Genomic DNA, 14,653 nt, shown 5'->3' with positions numbered 1-14,653 from the left:
CACCATGATCCACATCAAGCAGATTCCGGAACGCCCAAGCCAGGAAGATATTGCAGCGTTGGCACCGTTCTCGCCAGCCACCATTCATGAGGCCCAAGGCCGTCGTGGCGCTTTGTCCTCACGCATCAAGCCGGTCGATTACCGGATGAAGCTCTGCGGTCCTGCGTTTACAGTCAAGAGCGCGCCGCGTGACAATATCATGCTGCAGCTTGCCATCAACTACGCCAATCCGGGCGATATCATCGTGGTGTCGGGCGGCGAATATGAGGAGGCAGGTTCATTCGGCGACGTGCTTGCCAATGCCTGCCTTGCTAAGGGCATCGGCGGACTGGTGACCGACACCGGCGTTCGCGATACGCTGCAGCTTCGCGACCTCGGCTTTCCGGTATTTTCACTCAGCGTCTGCATCAAGGGTACGGTCAAGGAGACCCTGACCTCGGTCAATGATCCAATCATCATCGGTGGTGAGTTGATCTATCCCGGCGACATCATCGTCGGCGATGCCGACGGTCTTGTCGTTGTGCGCCGTGCCGAGGCGCAAGAGGTGGCGCAGCTGTCACAGGCCCGAGAAGACGCGGAAGCTGGCTTTATCGCTGCCTACAAGGCTGGCAAGTCGGTAATCGAAGTCAGCAATCTGGAACCGGTTCTGAAGGCCAAGGGCTTTAAGTCCGACATCTAATTTGCGGTAAACAAAGATAAGGGAACGCGTCGGCCTTTGATACGGGCCAGCGCGTTCCTTGCCGCTCGCTGACTAGCTTCGGCCGGCTTTCAGCCACACGTCGCAGACAACGCGTGGTCGGGCTTTGCGCCAGACCGCAGAGTCGGCAGCGTAAGAATTGAACGGACCACGCTGGTTCGCATACAACCCTCCAGCCCGTTGAAGGCATTTGCCGTCAATCTTTTACGGGGCTCAGCCGTGTTTACAGCATTCCAGCATATCCCGACCGTCTCTCATCATCGTGGCACCATGGGAGAACCGAAAAAACGCTCCATTAAAACTTCGTCTGACCCCATCGCTCAAGCACTGATGTACTCAGAATTGCGCCTGACGCTGCATATGCCAGCGGATTTATAACGGCGTTGGCATGGGTGAGGCATGGATCTCTCGAAAATCAAAACACTGATCGACTTCGTCGGCCAATCGAACATCAACGAACTCACGGTCACGGAAAAAGAAACAACCGTGAGAATTTTTCGTGCCGGAAAGTCCGGCGCGCCAGCGGCTGGCGTTAGCGATACAAAGCCGGTGAAAAACGCCGGACCTGTATCCGAGGCAACCGCCATTACCTCGCCGATATTCGGTCTGCTCCACGCAGCCTCTGCACCCGGCGAAAAGCCATTTGTCGCGCTTGGCGATGTGGTCGAGGCTGGTCAGACCTTGTTCATCATTGAGGCGATGAAGGTCTTCAACAACATCGTTGCGCCAAGCAATGGCCGTATCGTCAGCCTGCCTGCCAAGGATGGCGGCGAAGTCGAGGTCGGTGACCTTCTGGCGGAGATAATTTGATGCCGCAGTTTGCCCCTGAACACGCGGAGCGGAAACTCCGCTTCGATACTGTCCTCATCGCCAACCGTGGCGAAATTGCCCTGCGTATCCTCAAGGCATGCAGGGATCTCGGGCTGAAGACGGTTATGGTCTGCTCCGAGGCCGACCGGCAGGCAAGCTATGGCGAGCTTGCCGACACGTTCCTTTGTATCGGCCCGGCGAGTGCGGGCAAGAGCTACCTCAACGACGATGCCATCCTGCTGGCTGCCCGGATGACCGGTGCCGGAGCGGTGCATCCGGGCTATGGTTTTCTCTCCGAAAACGCGGCGTTCTCGGCGGCAGTGGAAGACGCTGGCATGGTCTTCATCGGCCCAACGTGGCAGTCCATTGCCACGATGGGTGACAAGATTGCCGCAAAGACTGCGATGATCGCGGCTGGCGTCCCTTGCGTCCCCGGACCCGATTCCGAGTTGCCCGACGACAAGGTCGCCGTCGAGAAGATCGCTGCGGAAATCGGCTACCCGGTGATCGTCAAGGCGGCCGGTGGTGGCGGTGGACGTGGCATGCGGGTGGTGACGGATGCCAGCGTGTTGCATGAATCCATATCAACGACCCGCGAAGAAGCGCGTCAGGCTTTCGGCACGCACTCGCTCTATATTGAAAAATTCCTGCAGCATCCCCGCCATGTCGAAATCCAGGTGCTTTGCGACGTGCATGGCAATGCGGTTTGGCTCGGCCACCGCGATTGTTCCATGCAGCGCCGCCATCAGAAGGTCGTCGAGGAAGCGCCCGCACCGAGCATTCCGGCAGAAATCATCGGTCCGGTTGCAGAGGCCTGCGTCACCGCCTGCCAGCAGATCGGCTATCGCGGCGTCGGCACTTTTGAGTTCCTCTATGAAGATGAGGGTTTCTATTTCATCGAGATGAATACCCGTTTGCAGGTCGAACATCCGGTTACGGAAATGACCAGCGGCGTTGACATTGTGCAGGCGCAGATCAAGGCTGCGCAGGGGATTCCTCTTGGTCTGACGCAAGCAGATGTGGCGACGAAAGGACATGCCTTCGAATGCCGTATCAACGCTGAAGACCCCGAAACATTTCTGGCCTCTGCAGGCACCATCACCAGCTTGCATCTGCCGTCCGGGCCCGGCATCCGGGTCGATACGCATGTGCATGCCGGATACAAGGTACCGCCCTATTACGACTCGCTGATTGGCAAGCTGATCGTGCATGCTCAAACCCGTGCCGAGGCTATCGTCACGATGCGGGCGGCACTAGAGGAAACGCAGATCGAGGGTATTTCCACCAACCTGCCCCTGTTGCGGGCATTGTTCACGGACGAAGACTTTGCTGCCGGTTGTACAGATATCCACTATCTCGAAAAATGGCTGAAGCGTCGGAGTGCGTCATGAGCGAAATCGATTTTAGCGATCCCGCAGTGCTCGCTGCGCTTTCCGCAGCTCTGACGCAGGCCGGTGTCGATGGCATAGAGATCGAACAGCCGCGCGGGAAATTGCGCATTGTCGTGGAGAAAAACGGCGGTGCTTCGGTGCTGATCAATGCTGCCAAGGGGGTGGGCAAAGACGTTGTCAGGGGTCAACTGGCGGGCGTTTTTACGAGCTACCAAACGCCATCTCGCTCTCTTTCGGGTAATGTTGCTACCGGGGAGATACTGGGCTTCATCCGCGTCGGCCCGATCCTGCTGCCGGTCAAGGTCGGTAAAGCCGGGACACTGACACGCGCTCTTGCGGAAAACAATTCGCTTGTCGGCTATGGCGATCCTCTCTTCGAAATCGAGAGTCATTCATGATCCCTGAATCTGAACTTCTCGTCAGTCAGCCGCTTGGAGCGCCTTCTGTGCAGGAGCGCCCGCAAATATCGCCGATTGGTGGCCGGGCCTTTCTGCTTGAAGCGCCCGGAAGATTCGATCTCGCCGCACAGCGTCGCATCTGGGCGCTGACGCATGAGGTTTCTACCTGGGACGATATTGTCGAGACCGTGCCGGGCATGACCAACCTCCTTGCCATATTCAAATCCGTACCCGAAAATCCAGATATGGTAATGACACGGCTCCGCGATACCTGGGAGCGTGCCGAAAGCATCGACATCGACGGCAAAACGATCGAGATCGCAGTGACTTACGGCGGCGAACACGCCACCGACCTTGCCGCACTCTGCACGCTTTCTGGACTGAGCGACAGAGAGATCGTTCGCATTCATCACGAGGGCACATACACAGTGTTTGCACTCGGAAGCGCGCCGGGCTTCGGTTATCTGCACGGACTTGATCCACGTATCCATATGCCGCGCAAGACCGTGCCATCGCTGAAAATGGCAAAGGGATGCGTCACCATTGGCGGCATGCAGACCGGCGTTGCGGTGCTGACCGGACCGAACGGCTGGAATTCGATTGGCTTTGCCGATCTGCCCATGTTTGATCCAAGTGCATCGGTGCCTGCAATCATGGCACCCGGCGATATCGTACGTTTCATCCCGGAAAGGATCGAGCTATGATCGAGATCATCGATAGCGGACCGCTGAACACGATTCAAGACCTTGGCCGAACCGGCTACCGCGACATCGGCGTGACCGTCAGCGGTGCGATGGACCCGCTGGCACTGAAGGTCGCAAACCTTATGGTCGGCAATCAAGCGGGTGATGCGGCAGTTGAGTTGCAGACATTTCCGTTTCGGATGCGTTTTGGCACAAAAACGGCCGTTGCCGTCACGGGCGGCGGCAGTGCTAAACTCGATGGTATTGCCATGCCGCCGTGGTGGATGAAAACTGCAGATGCAGGGCAGGTTCTAGAAATAACACCGGCTGTCGGCTCTGCCCGTGCCTATGTCGCTTTCGGCGGCGGGGTGGACGTTGCACCCGTCATGGGGTCTCGCAGCACGTCCTTGCGTGGCGCATTCGGCGGCATGGAGGGACGCTCCCTGAAGAAAGGTGATCTGCTCCCTCTCGGTAAAGCCTCAATCTCCGGACTTGCTGACGAAGGGTTCGGTGTCGTTCCACCGATGCTCGAAATGGAAACGCTTTTTCCTGTTCAAAACGATGGCACTTTGCTCATCAGGGCCTTGCTCGCTGGTGAACACGATCTGTTCGGGGTTGATGCGGAGCGGTTCTGGAACCAGAGCTGGAAGATTTCATCGCAAAGCGACCGCACCGGTTACAGGCTTTCCGGCGAGCCCATCCGGCCAGTGGCGGCGATTGAAATGCGCTCTCATGGCATTGTTGCCGGTGTCGTACAGGTGCCTCCCGCGGGTGAGCCGATCATCCAGATGAGCGATGCCAATACCGCTGGCGGCTATCCAAAGATTGCAGGTATCGTTGAGGCCGATCTGTGGCGGCTTGGTCAGGCGCGCAGTGGCAGTCGGTTGCGTTTCGTGCGCTCCAGCCATGCCCAGGCCCGCGCGCTGGACCAGGCAATTGCCACCTATCTCGAAGACATATCCAGCTCCGCGCAAATGGTTGGGCGTGCCTTGAAGACTATTGCCGGACGCTGACCTTGGGGAGAGAGCCATGAAGATCGACCTGAATTCAGACATGGGCGAGGGCTTTGGTCCCTACAGCTTGTGTGACGACGAAGCGCTGATGAAAGTTGTTTCCTCGGCGAATATCGCCTGCGGTTTCCATGCCGGTGACCCTGATACGATGGCGCGTATGGTGCGGCTCGCGAAGGCCAGCGGCGTCGGCATCGGTGCCCATCCCGGCCTGCCTGACAGGCAGGGTTTTGGCCGACGGGACATACCCTTCTCCAACGACGAACTGCGCCAGCAAATGCTCTATCAACTGGGTGCGCTGATAGCGGTGGCAAAGGGTGAGCAGGTTCGGGTGGCGCATATCAGCTTCCATGCAGCGATGGGCAACATAGTCAACCGCGACCCTGTTCTTGCCGATTTGATGATGGATGCGATCCGCACCATCGATGCCAATCTGATCGTCTTTGCGATGCCGGGTAGCATCATCGCTGATGCAGCAACCCGAGCGGGATTAAAGTCGCTACTCCTTTTTCTTGCCGACCGCGCCTACACCGAGGACGGCAAGCTTGTGCCGCGCGGCCTGCCGGGTGCCGTTATCAAACAGGAAGATGCTTTGCGCGCCCGCGTTCGGCAGTTCCTGAAAAACGGGACTGTAACCACCATCGATGGCACCACGCTTGCCATGCCGGCCCGCTCCATTCTCGTCCACAGTGATACACCTGGCTCCCTCGATCTTGCGCGGATCGTTCGCAGCGAGATCGAAGCCACGGGCGCAGTACTCGCTCCGGCGTCCGAGATTGTCGCGTAGGTTTGCGTACCCACCCTTCTGTCCAACATTACCGAAAGCCAACTCCGATGCCAGCAATCGCCGATCGTCTCAAGAATGTCTCCATCTCCGCGTCCGCCGCGATGACCCAGAGGGCCCGCGACCTTGCCGAGCAGGGTATCAATGTCATTAGCCTTTCGGCCGGTGAGCCCGATTTCGCGACGCCATCGAATGCGGTCAACGCCGCACACGCCGCGGCGCTGGCCGGGGACACCAAATATCCTTCGATGGATGGCACTCCGGCCCTGAAGGCCGCGATCTCGCGCAAGTTCAAGCGTGACAACAATCTCGACTATGACCCGAGCCAGATCATCGTTTCAGGCGGCGGCAAGCAGGTGATCTTCAACGCGATGTTGGCGACCTGTAATCCGGGCGACGAAGTGGTGATCCCGACACCGTCGTGGATCAGTTACGCGGATATCGTCAAATTCGCCGGTGGTACTCCGGTGCCTGTCGCCTGCCCCCAACAGAATGGGTTCAAGCTGCGCGCCGAAGATCTCGAGGCAGCGATCACACCTCGCACCAAATGGCTTTTCCTCAATTTTCCGAACAATCCGACCGGCGCGGCATGCTCGCGTGAAGACATGAAGGCGATCGCCGAGGTCATGCTGCGTCACCCCCACGTCTGGATCATGACTGACGACATTTACGAACACCTGATCTACGACGACTTCGAATTCTGCACGATCGCGGAAGTCGAGCCGCGTCTTTATGACCGCGTTCTAACGATGAATGGTGCCTCGAAAGCCTATGCCATGACCGGTTGGCGTCTTGGCTTTTGCGGCGGCCCGAAGGATTTGATTTCAGCGATCAGCAATGTCAACGGCCAGAACGGTGGCGGCACTTCAACTGTGGTGCAGGCGGCGGCGGTCGCCGTGCTCGACGGGCCGCAGGATCTGCTAAAGGAACGCGCTTCGATCTATAAGCAGCGCCGCGACTTCGTGCTGTCCGAGCTGGCGAAGATTAACGGTCTGCGTTGCCATAAGCCGGAAGGTGCCTTCTACATTTTCCCGAACATGTCGGGCCTTATCGGCAAAAGGTCGAAGGCCGGCCACAAGATCGAGACCGACACTGATTTTGTTATGGCTCTCGTCAACGAACATCACGTCGCGACAGTCCAGGGAGCAGCATATGGCATGAGCCCGTTCTTCCGAATTTCCTATGCCACCAGCATGGAAAAACTGACCGAGGCGTGCGCCCGTATCAGCCAGTTCTGCTCCGAACTACGCTAATATTGCTATTGGCCGCGCGGCGTCTTAAGTCTCGCGGTCAGCTCGATTAGAATGTCACGAACGGCTGCGGCAGGTTCCGACATTGAGACCCCATCGGCGACACACAGCGACAGCGTCTCGTCGATGCGGGGCGAGACCATGCGGCAGATCAGCGGCTCGCTGGATTCCGTCAGAATCCGGTCGGCAATAGCCCGCGGCATGATCGTTGCACCAAGCCCGGCACTGACGGCCCGCGTCAACGTCCGGACAATTTCCACTTCTCCAACCACCTTAAGGTTGACACGGCTGCGTGTGAATGCGGTATCGACCGCACGTCTGACGAAATTGTAGGCCGGTGGCATCAAAAGCGGCAGGCCATCCAGTGCGGTTACATTGACCGGCTTGTCGTCTGCCTCAATCGCGAAATTCGGATGAGCTACAAGAAAAAACTCTTCACTCAAGATCGGTTCGAACTTGACGCCCTTGATCGGCCCTGTTCCGTGGATCAGCGCCATTTCCAGCCGCCCTGTCATGATCATCTGGCTGTAGGTCTGGCCAACACTTTCGGTCAGATGCAAAAGAATGCCGGGATGACGCTTGCGGGTTTCCGCCAGCAGTTCCACCGAAAGTGTCGCCGCGCTGCTGAAGGGCACGAGGCCGACCGAGACACGACCGGCAAGCGAATTGCCCGCGGCCGAAGCGTCTGCCATCGCTTGGTCCATCTGCCGTAGCATGATCTGGGCGTGGCGATAAACGGCATGCCCGGCGTCGGTCATGCTGACACCCTGCTGGCTCCGCAGCAGAAGTTTCTGGCCGAAATGCTCTTCGAGTGCTGCGATCTGCTGGCTCAGAGCAGGCTGCGCGACGTGCAGAATATCAGCGGCGCGGGTGATGCTGCCGGTGTCAACGATGACGATAAAGGATTTAAGCCGTCTGATGTCCATCTCGTCGCATTCCAGTCCTATAATGTTTTCGCCTATCATATAGGCTTGTTCCAGTTTTGCAAAGACAAGATCATTATATTTCAGTCGCTTAACTCTATTAAGAGCATCGCTGCTGTACAAAATGGCAGTCTCGACTGGGCGCATCTGCACACTTTTTCAACACCATAAGGCTTGCTTATTGCTCCAAAGATAATCGGTCTTATTCAGGGTTCAAAAGTTCCACTAATGTGCTTGAAACAGACGGGGGAAAAAGAATGTCATTTTCCGACTACAGGACCGCATTGGTCACCGGAGCGTCGTCCGGAATTGGGGCCGCCGTCGTCGAGCGGTTGCGCCGGGAGAACATCGAGGTTCATGCCCTGGCGCGTAGCGCGGGACCGTTGCAGGCGCTGGCGGCAAAAACGGGTTGCATTCCACATGCAATCGATGTCACCAACCGTGCTGCGCTCACAGAATTGACGAGTCGGATCGAGTTCGACATTCTCGTTAACAATGCTGGCGTCGATCGCCCAAAGAAGTTTCTTGAGGCTGAGGAAGGTGACATCGACCTTATCATCGACGTCAACCTGCGGGCTGTCCTGCATCTGTGCCGCATGGTCGTGCCGGGTATGGTGGCCCGTGACAATGGTCATGTGATCAATATTTCTTCCATTGCAGGTGCTTACAATTTCGGTGGAAATTCTTCTTATCACGCGACAAAGGCAGCGGTCAGCATGCTCTCCAACCAGTTGCGCGTGGATGCTTTCGGCAAGCGCGTACGGGTGACAGAGATTTGTCCGGGCCGCGTCGCAACCGATATTTTTGCACATGTACACGGCGATGATCCATCGATACGCGAACGTTTCATCGACGGTTTCGAGCTGCCCGAGGCATCCGACATCGCCGATGCGATAGCTTATGCTATCGGCGCGCCTGTTGCGGTGAACATTGGTCATATGGAAATTACTCCAACGCTTCAGGTCATGGGCGGCCTACAGACAGCGCGGCCGGAGAAGCCCCGAGCCAAACCCGCGGTGTTGAAGCCGTGAGCGGGTTCGACGTCTCAGCGATCCTGACCAATCCCGAGTTTATCTCGATGCTCATCCACGGCATCGAAATGACCTTCGTGATTGCCATCGGTTCATGGCTGCTGGCAATGACGCTGGCAGTCCTGCTGCTCGCCTTGCGCTTCTCACCTGGTCGTTTCGGCAATGCATTCGTTGCTGGCTATGTGTCCTATCATCGCAACGTGCCGACACTCGTTCAACTGATGCTCTGGTATTTCGGAATCTTCACCCTAATGCCGGATTGGCTGACTTACTGGCTTGCAAGCCACAACGCCGAGATAATCTTTGCCGTCATCGGTCTCGGCCTTTGTCAAGCTGCCTATTTCAGCGAGGACCTGCGATCCGGTCTTCGTTCGGTCAGTTCCGGACAGATGGAAGCGGCAAGAGCGCTCGGCCATGGATATCTTTCGGCGATGCGTTTCGTGATGATGCCGCAGGGTATTCGAAACGCGCTACCGCCGCTGATCAATCATAGTGTCTCGCTGTTCAAGAACAGCAGTCTCGGCATCGTCATCGGCGCTTCTGAGCTGACACATGCGGTCAAGGAAATCGAAAATCTCAGTTTCCGTACTTTCGAGGTCTATCTGATCGGCACTGTCCTTTACCTATTCTTCTCGCTTCTCATCATGGGGGCGGGTGCCTTCATCTCTATGCGCGCAGACCCAGCCCGGAGGGCGCGGGCATGATTAACGACATGATCACGATCTTCCATGATTACTGGCTGCTGCTGCTGATTGGCCAGTATCCCAACGGTCCGCTCGGCGGTCTTGCCAACACACTGATCCTCTCGGCGCTCAGCATCACACTGGCCTTTCCGATCAGCATTGTGATGGCGCTGGCTCGGCTTTCCAAATGGCGACTTCTACGCTGGCCAGTGACTGTGCTCGTCTATGTAACGCGCGGGGTGCCGTTGCTGATGCTGATCCTGTGGAGTTACTTCCTGGTTCCGTTGCTGACCGGCGCGGATGTGCCAAGCTTCATCACAATGCTGACCACGCTGGTCGTCTATCAGGGTGCCTTCCTGAGCGAAGTCGTGAGGGCAGGCATCGTCTCGCTGGGCCATGGCCAGATGGATGCTGCCAAGGCGCTCGGTCACAGCTATCTCGGGGCGATGCGCTTCATCATTCTTCCGCAGGCACTCTACAACATGATTCCGAGTATCCTTTCGACTTTCGTTTCGACCATAAAGGACACCACACTCGGCTATGTGATCAATGTCCCAGATCTCACATTCGCGGCAAGTCAGGTCAACAATCAACTGCTGACCCAACCCTTCCAGGTCTTCCTCATTCTGGCGATCATCTACTACGCGATTTGCTGGAGTATCACTTTCGTCGCCAATCGTCTTGAGCGCCAGATCACCCGCAGACGCGCTGGTCTCGGCGGAGGTCGCGCCATTGATGCGGTGACCGCGCCTGCCAAAATTGCATCGGAGCAGCTATGACAAGCCTAGCATTATCGCAGGATAATAACGCAATCCGGATATCCAAGGTGTCCAAACGATATGGCGATTATGAGGTGCTCAAAGAGATCGATGCGGACGTGGGGCGCGGTGAAGTAGTGGTCATCTGCGGTCCCTCAGGTTCTGGAAAGTCGACGCTGATTCGCACCATCAACCGTTTGGAAGAAATAAACAGCGGCTCGATCTCGTTTGATGGGCAAAATATTCATGCGCCGATGAAGACAAGCGAACTCAACCGGCTGCGCAGCCGTATCGGCTTCGTCTTCCAGAGCTTCAACCTGTTTCCACATTTGTCGGTAGTCGATAACGTTTCGATGTCACCTATCCGCGTCAAGGGCGTAACGCCGAGTGTTGCCCACGACAAGGCGCTACTCCTTCTTGACCGAGTTGGTCTTGTCGACAAGGCAAACGCCTATCCTGGCCAATTGTCCGGTGGGCAGCAGCAGCGCGTCGCCATTGCCCGTGCGCTTGCCATGGAGCCACCGGTGATGCTGTTCGATGAACCGACCAGTGCTCTGGACCCGGAGATGGTCGGCGAAGTGTTATCGGTGATGAAGAGCCTCGCCGCTGATGGCATGACGATGTTGTGCGTGACCCACGAAATGGGTTTTGCGCGCGATGTTGCCGACCGGATCTGGTTCATCGACGCTGGCCAGATTCTGGAAATGGCGACGCCAGAAGACTTCTTCAAAAGTCCAAAACATCCAAGGGCACAGCGTTTTCTCGCAGACCTGCGGCACTAGAACTAAAACAATAAACAAAGGAGAACAGCATGAACATGAAGTGCATTACACTCGGCTTTGCCCTCTCGGCAGCGGCCTTTTCCGCTCCGGCACATGCCGACCAGCTTAGCGATATTATGACCAATAAGACGCTGCGTTGCGCAACCTTTGCCGACGTGCCTCCATTTGCATCGCCAGATGCGAAGACCCGTGAAATGGCCGGTTTCGACGTCGATCTCTGCAAGGCGATCGCAGACAAGCTTGGCGTCAAGGCCGAAGTCAAACCGGTGTCCGTCGAAGCCCGCGTGCCGGAAGTCAAGCTCGGCCGCGTGGATATCACGGTCGCCAATCTTGCCTACACGCTCAGCCGCGCCGAGCAAATCCAGTTTAGCGATCCATACTATCTCGCCAAGGAAATGCTGATCGTTCCAGACGAGGATCCAGGCAAAACAAAAGCAGATTTTGCGGGCCAGCGCATTGCTTCGACCAAGGGCTCGACGTCCGAAATGTCGATCAAACTCAACAAGTCTGACCCGCTTACATTCCAAGACACCGCGTCTGCTTACCTAGCAGTGCAGCAGGGCAAGGCCCGCGGCATGGTCGCAAACACGATGACAACGACCAAGTTCGTCAACGAGTCGCAGACCAAGGGCAAGAAGATGCGGATGATCCAGGATCCTATGCTGTTTCAGCCAATCGGTATCGGCATGGCAAAGGATCAGCCAGCTCTGACTGCGAAGATTAATGAAGTGCTGCGCACGCTGGACACATCCGGCGAACTCGGCGAGATTTGGAACAAGTGGCTCGGTCCGGATACCGAATACAAGATCGTCCGGAACGATAAGGTTGTGCCGTTGAGCGAGTTGAAGTTTGAGCCGATCCCCTGATTGCTGTTAAGACTGACTGGGCTAGACGCGAGCGGGTGAAGGGGTGCGCTTTTTGCGCTACCCTTTCAGCCTCCAAAGTCATCGGCGCTGCGGCTTTGACCTGGGGCGAATGACAATCAGGGTTCGCCCGTTCAGACCACTTCAACTGTGGCAGTTTTGAAATAGCGGTGTCTAAGGTCGTCTTCCTATCAATAGTGAGAGCGTCGCTCGCTTATAGAAAGCCGCCGTGGGAGATACATCAATTTCATGGAAAGCGGCGCGGGTGCATCATCTTCGTGGGGATAACCAATCTGTTCGAGCGTATGTAGCTGATTTTCGAGCACTACAAGCCTACCAATAACTGTCAGTTGCACTGACAATGGGGACTTTGTGTGAGAAACTGTAATCTCCTGATGGTGGCGGTTGGCTTTGTCTGCCTTTCGCTTTCCAGCGTCGCGCGAGCAGATAATGCAGCGACAGAACTCTTCCAATCGTATCTCGGCGGTGGCCGCATCGACAACACCGACGAGAAATTGCTGGGTCTGACCGTAAAGGCCACCAACAATGCGGACGCGCAGTTGGGCCTGGGGCTTGTGCGTTCTGCGCGTGCTTTTGAAAAGTTATCGCAATCGCTTTATCGCCATGGCTTTGGGTCGAAGTCAGACGGTTATGAACTGTTTTTTGGCCGTGGCATCAGCGAAGTTATAAGAAACCCCGATCCCGAGCCCATAACTTACGAACAGTTTCGTGGCATTCTCGCTTCATTCATTGCCGACCTTGATTCCGCCGACAAGGCGCTTGCCGCCGTGGGCGATAAGTCGGCAAAACTGAAGGTCGATCTTTCGGTGGCCCGTTTTGACTGGAACGGTGACGGAGTAATCGGACCGGAAGATCATTTAGGTCTGGCGATCGCCGAACTGGATGAGAACGGCAAAGCCAAGCCGTTCATTGTGGGATTTGACACTGCCGACGCCAAATGGATGCAGGGCTATTGCAATATCATGATGGCCGTCACCAAGGCATGGCTGTCGCATGATTTTTCCGAAAGCTGGAATAGTAGTTTCAGCGTCGTTTTCCCGAAGGCCGTTTCCACCATGGCGGATGCCAATGGCACAAGCGGTGAAGAAGTCACGATGTTCGGCGTCAACAAGGCGCAGGCCGACGATATCGCTGACTTCGTGACGCTCATTCACACAATTCGTTGGCCAGTTGTCGATAAGGCGATGTGGAGCGAAGTGCGCGAGCATCTGAAAATGGTTATCTCGCTCAATCGAGAGACATGGGCATTAATCGAACAGGAAACGGACGACGACCACGAATGGCTTCCAGGACCAAAACAAAAAAGTGGTGTGCTCCCATCATTTGAGGTCACACCACAGCGCATTCAGGCTTGGCTCTCCTTACTCTCGCAGTTTGAAGCCGCTCTCGACGGCAACATCCTCGTTCCGCATTGGCGTTTTGACAAGGGTATCAACCTTGCCAGAGTTTTCGACGATCCACGACCTTTCGATCTAATACTTTGGATAACCGGACCTGCCGCAGTACCTTATCTTCGGGACGGACCCACTATGAGCAACGGTCAATGGAGGCAGATCACCTCGATCTTTGAAGGAAACTTCGCTTCCTACGCCTTCTATTTCAACTAAGATTTGTCGACCATTTCAATCGCCTGTGAAATAGGCCATTTACTACCGTTCTAAAATTCTTGGTCATCGTGCGGTGACGAGTAATTTCGCCACCAGTTCCTATCCCATATGTGGACGGCCCCCGGTTCGCAACATATTTTGAGATGATTTGATCTAATCGCTTGCGTCCATATGTCCGGCCTGTTTTTGCGTTCGCACATGAACGCTGGCCAAGATGTTTCCGCAACACAGGTCCCAAACATCAAGGCGGCCTCGATGGGCCAATGGGATTCCCGGTGTATCCTGTGTCCCGGATCGATCGATCACACCACTTGCTATCATCTTGCAAGTTGTTGTATCAGCAACACGTGATGACAATCAGGATATCCTGGGCTCTTGCTCCCCAATCTTCATGTGGCGCATCCCTTCAAAGTCGGCCCAGATTGCGCGCTGTACGTATCTCCAGAGACTATGAGTTTCCAAGCTATGCGCGCCATCTTGTTGGCGACTGCGACAGCTGCCAGTTTAGGCGGCTTGCGCTTGACCAGTTCCACCAACCATCGAGAAGCCTTGCCAGATCGCCGCGCGTGATGAATGACAGCGGTTGCTCCATTCACCAGGATGGCTCGAAGAGCTTCATCGCCGGCTCGCGTGATACCACCGAGCCGCATCTTGCCGCCGGTCGAGGAAGGAAGCGTCCGTCGTGTTGCTGAACCATTTCCGGCGTATCCTGGATGGCGTAGCTCGCCTGTTCATATGAGCCGGTGAGTTTCAGAATGTGCGTTGCCAACACGTCCCGAACATTATGAGGTCCGTGCGGCAGCAAGCCACTGATCGCTCTGCGACCCGTATACGGATTATAGATGCTATCGCGTTGGATGATGACACGCCAAGCTTCATAGAAGGTTGTCTGATTATAGGCCGCGTCAGCGCTCGATAGATCTTACCTTCAAAAGCTGTCCGGCAGGGCATCACAGCAACTT

15 protein-coding genes and 2 pseudogenes are annotated in these 14,653 nt (G+C 56.3%); 14 read left to right on the top strand and 3 right to left on the bottom strand.

Annotated features, from left to right (window positions below):
* Positions 1-4 precede the first annotated feature (4 nt).
* The 8 genes from DSM25558_RS15035 to DSM25558_RS15000 all read left to right on the top strand — a co-directional run bounded on the left by DSM25558_RS15035 (position 5) and on the right by DSM25558_RS15000 (position 7,026).
* The gene (locus DSM25558_RS15035; RefSeq protein WP_077105543.1) at positions 5-679 is read left to right on the top strand and encodes a 4-carboxy-4-hydroxy-2-oxoadipate aldolase/oxaloacetate decarboxylase; all 675 of its coding nucleotides are present in this window, start codon (positions 5-7) and stop codon (positions 677-679) included.
* Between the two features lie 417 nt (positions 680-1,096).
* Positions 1,097-1,507, top strand: a complete 411-nt coding sequence (locus DSM25558_RS15030) for an acetyl-CoA carboxylase biotin carboxyl carrier protein (protein ID WP_077105542.1) — start codon at positions 1,097-1,099, stop codon at positions 1,505-1,507.
* Positions 1,507-2,898 (top strand): acetyl-CoA carboxylase biotin carboxylase subunit, encoded by a 1,392-nt coding sequence (gene accC / locus DSM25558_RS15025; protein WP_077105541.1) that lies wholly within the window; start codon positions 1,507-1,509, stop codon positions 2,896-2,898. Before DSM25558_RS15030 ends, accC begins: the two co-directional genes overlap by 1 nt.
* Positions 2,895-3,296 carry a biotin/lipoyl attachment domain-containing protein gene (locus tag DSM25558_RS15020; RefSeq protein WP_077105540.1) on the top strand — a complete coding sequence of 134 codons (402 nt, stop codon included), beginning with the start codon at positions 2,895-2,897 and terminating at the stop codon, positions 3,294-3,296. The genes accC and DSM25558_RS15020 overlap by 4 nt, the downstream gene beginning before the upstream one ends.
* Positions 3,293-4,000 carry a 5-oxoprolinase subunit PxpB gene (gene pxpB / locus DSM25558_RS15015; RefSeq protein WP_077105539.1) on the top strand — a complete coding sequence of 236 codons (708 nt, stop codon included), beginning with the start codon at positions 3,293-3,295 and terminating at the stop codon, positions 3,998-4,000. Before DSM25558_RS15020 ends, pxpB begins: the two co-directional genes overlap by 4 nt.
* The gene (locus DSM25558_RS15010; RefSeq protein ID WP_077105538.1) at positions 3,997-4,992 is read left to right on the top strand and encodes a 5-oxoprolinase subunit C family protein; all 996 of its coding nucleotides are present in this window, start codon (positions 3,997-3,999) and stop codon (positions 4,990-4,992) included. Before pxpB ends, DSM25558_RS15010 begins: the two co-directional genes overlap by 4 nt.
* Positions 4,993-5,008: 16 nt before the next feature.
* Positions 5,009-5,776: a 5-oxoprolinase subunit PxpA gene (locus tag DSM25558_RS15005; RefSeq protein ID WP_077105537.1), complete on the top strand. Its 768-nt coding sequence runs from the start codon at positions 5,009-5,011 to the stop codon at positions 5,774-5,776.
* A gap of 47 nt (positions 5,777-5,823) precedes the next feature.
* Positions 5,824-7,026 carry a pyridoxal phosphate-dependent aminotransferase gene (locus DSM25558_RS15000; protein WP_077105536.1) on the top strand — a complete coding sequence of 401 codons (1,203 nt, stop codon included), beginning with the start codon at positions 5,824-5,826 and terminating at the stop codon, positions 7,024-7,026.
* Between the two features lie 5 nt (positions 7,027-7,031).
* Here DSM25558_RS15000 and nac read toward each other — a convergent pair whose 3' ends face one another.
* A complete protein-coding gene (nac, locus tag DSM25558_RS14995; RefSeq protein ID WP_077105579.1) occupies positions 7,032-7,949 on the bottom strand; it encodes a nitrogen assimilation transcriptional regulator NAC in 918 nt (305 codons plus the stop codon).
* 254 nt (positions 7,950-8,203) lie between these two features.
* On the opposite strand from nac, the gene DSM25558_RS14990 reads away from it, so the two are divergent.
* From DSM25558_RS14990 to DSM25558_RS14965, 6 genes are all read left to right on the top strand, one after another.
* Positions 8,204-8,977 (top strand): SDR family oxidoreductase, encoded by a 774-nt coding sequence (locus tag DSM25558_RS14990; protein WP_077105535.1) that lies wholly within the window; start codon positions 8,204-8,206, stop codon positions 8,975-8,977.
* Complete coding sequence (locus tag DSM25558_RS14985; protein WP_077105534.1) at positions 8,974-9,681, top strand: amino acid ABC transporter permease; 708 nt, start codon at positions 8,974-8,976, stop codon at positions 9,679-9,681. Before DSM25558_RS14990 ends, DSM25558_RS14985 begins: the two co-directional genes overlap by 4 nt.
* Complete coding sequence (locus tag DSM25558_RS14980) at positions 9,678-10,439, top strand: amino acid ABC transporter permease (RefSeq protein ID WP_077105533.1); 762 nt, start codon at positions 9,678-9,680, stop codon at positions 10,437-10,439. The genes DSM25558_RS14985 and DSM25558_RS14980 overlap by 4 nt, the downstream gene beginning before the upstream one ends.
* A complete protein-coding gene (locus tag DSM25558_RS14975; protein ID WP_077105532.1) occupies positions 10,436-11,200 on the top strand; it encodes an amino acid ABC transporter ATP-binding protein in 765 nt (254 codons plus the stop codon). Before DSM25558_RS14980 ends, DSM25558_RS14975 begins: the two co-directional genes overlap by 4 nt.
* Before the next feature lie 29 nt (positions 11,201-11,229).
* A complete protein-coding gene (locus DSM25558_RS14970; protein WP_077105531.1) occupies positions 11,230-12,066 on the top strand; it encodes an ABC transporter substrate-binding protein in 837 nt (278 codons plus the stop codon).
* Between the two features lie 371 nt (positions 12,067-12,437).
* Positions 12,438-13,691 carry a hypothetical protein gene (locus DSM25558_RS14965; RefSeq protein WP_244554210.1) on the top strand — a complete coding sequence of 418 codons (1,254 nt, stop codon included), beginning with the start codon at positions 12,438-12,440 and terminating at the stop codon, positions 13,689-13,691.
* Between the two features lie 389 nt (positions 13,692-14,080).
* Here the strand turns inward: DSM25558_RS14965 and DSM25558_RS14960 are convergent.
* Together DSM25558_RS14960 and DSM25558_RS29370 are read right to left on the bottom strand one after the other, a co-directional pair.
* Positions 14,081-14,356 (bottom strand): annotated as a pseudogene (locus tag DSM25558_RS14960) (transposase); the annotation flags it as partial.
* Positions 14,284-14,607 (bottom strand): annotated as a pseudogene (locus tag DSM25558_RS29370) (hypothetical protein); the annotation flags it as partial. The pseudogenes DSM25558_RS14960 and DSM25558_RS29370, both read right to left, overlap by 73 nt.
* Positions 14,608-14,653 lie beyond the last annotated feature (46 nt).

It is taken from the genome of Agrobacterium sp. DSM 25558 (assembly GCF_900100825.1).
Taxonomy (GTDB): Bacteria; Pseudomonadota; Alphaproteobacteria; order Rhizobiales; family Rhizobiaceae; genus Agrobacterium.
This window is presented reverse-complemented; position numbering and strand designations above follow the sequence as displayed.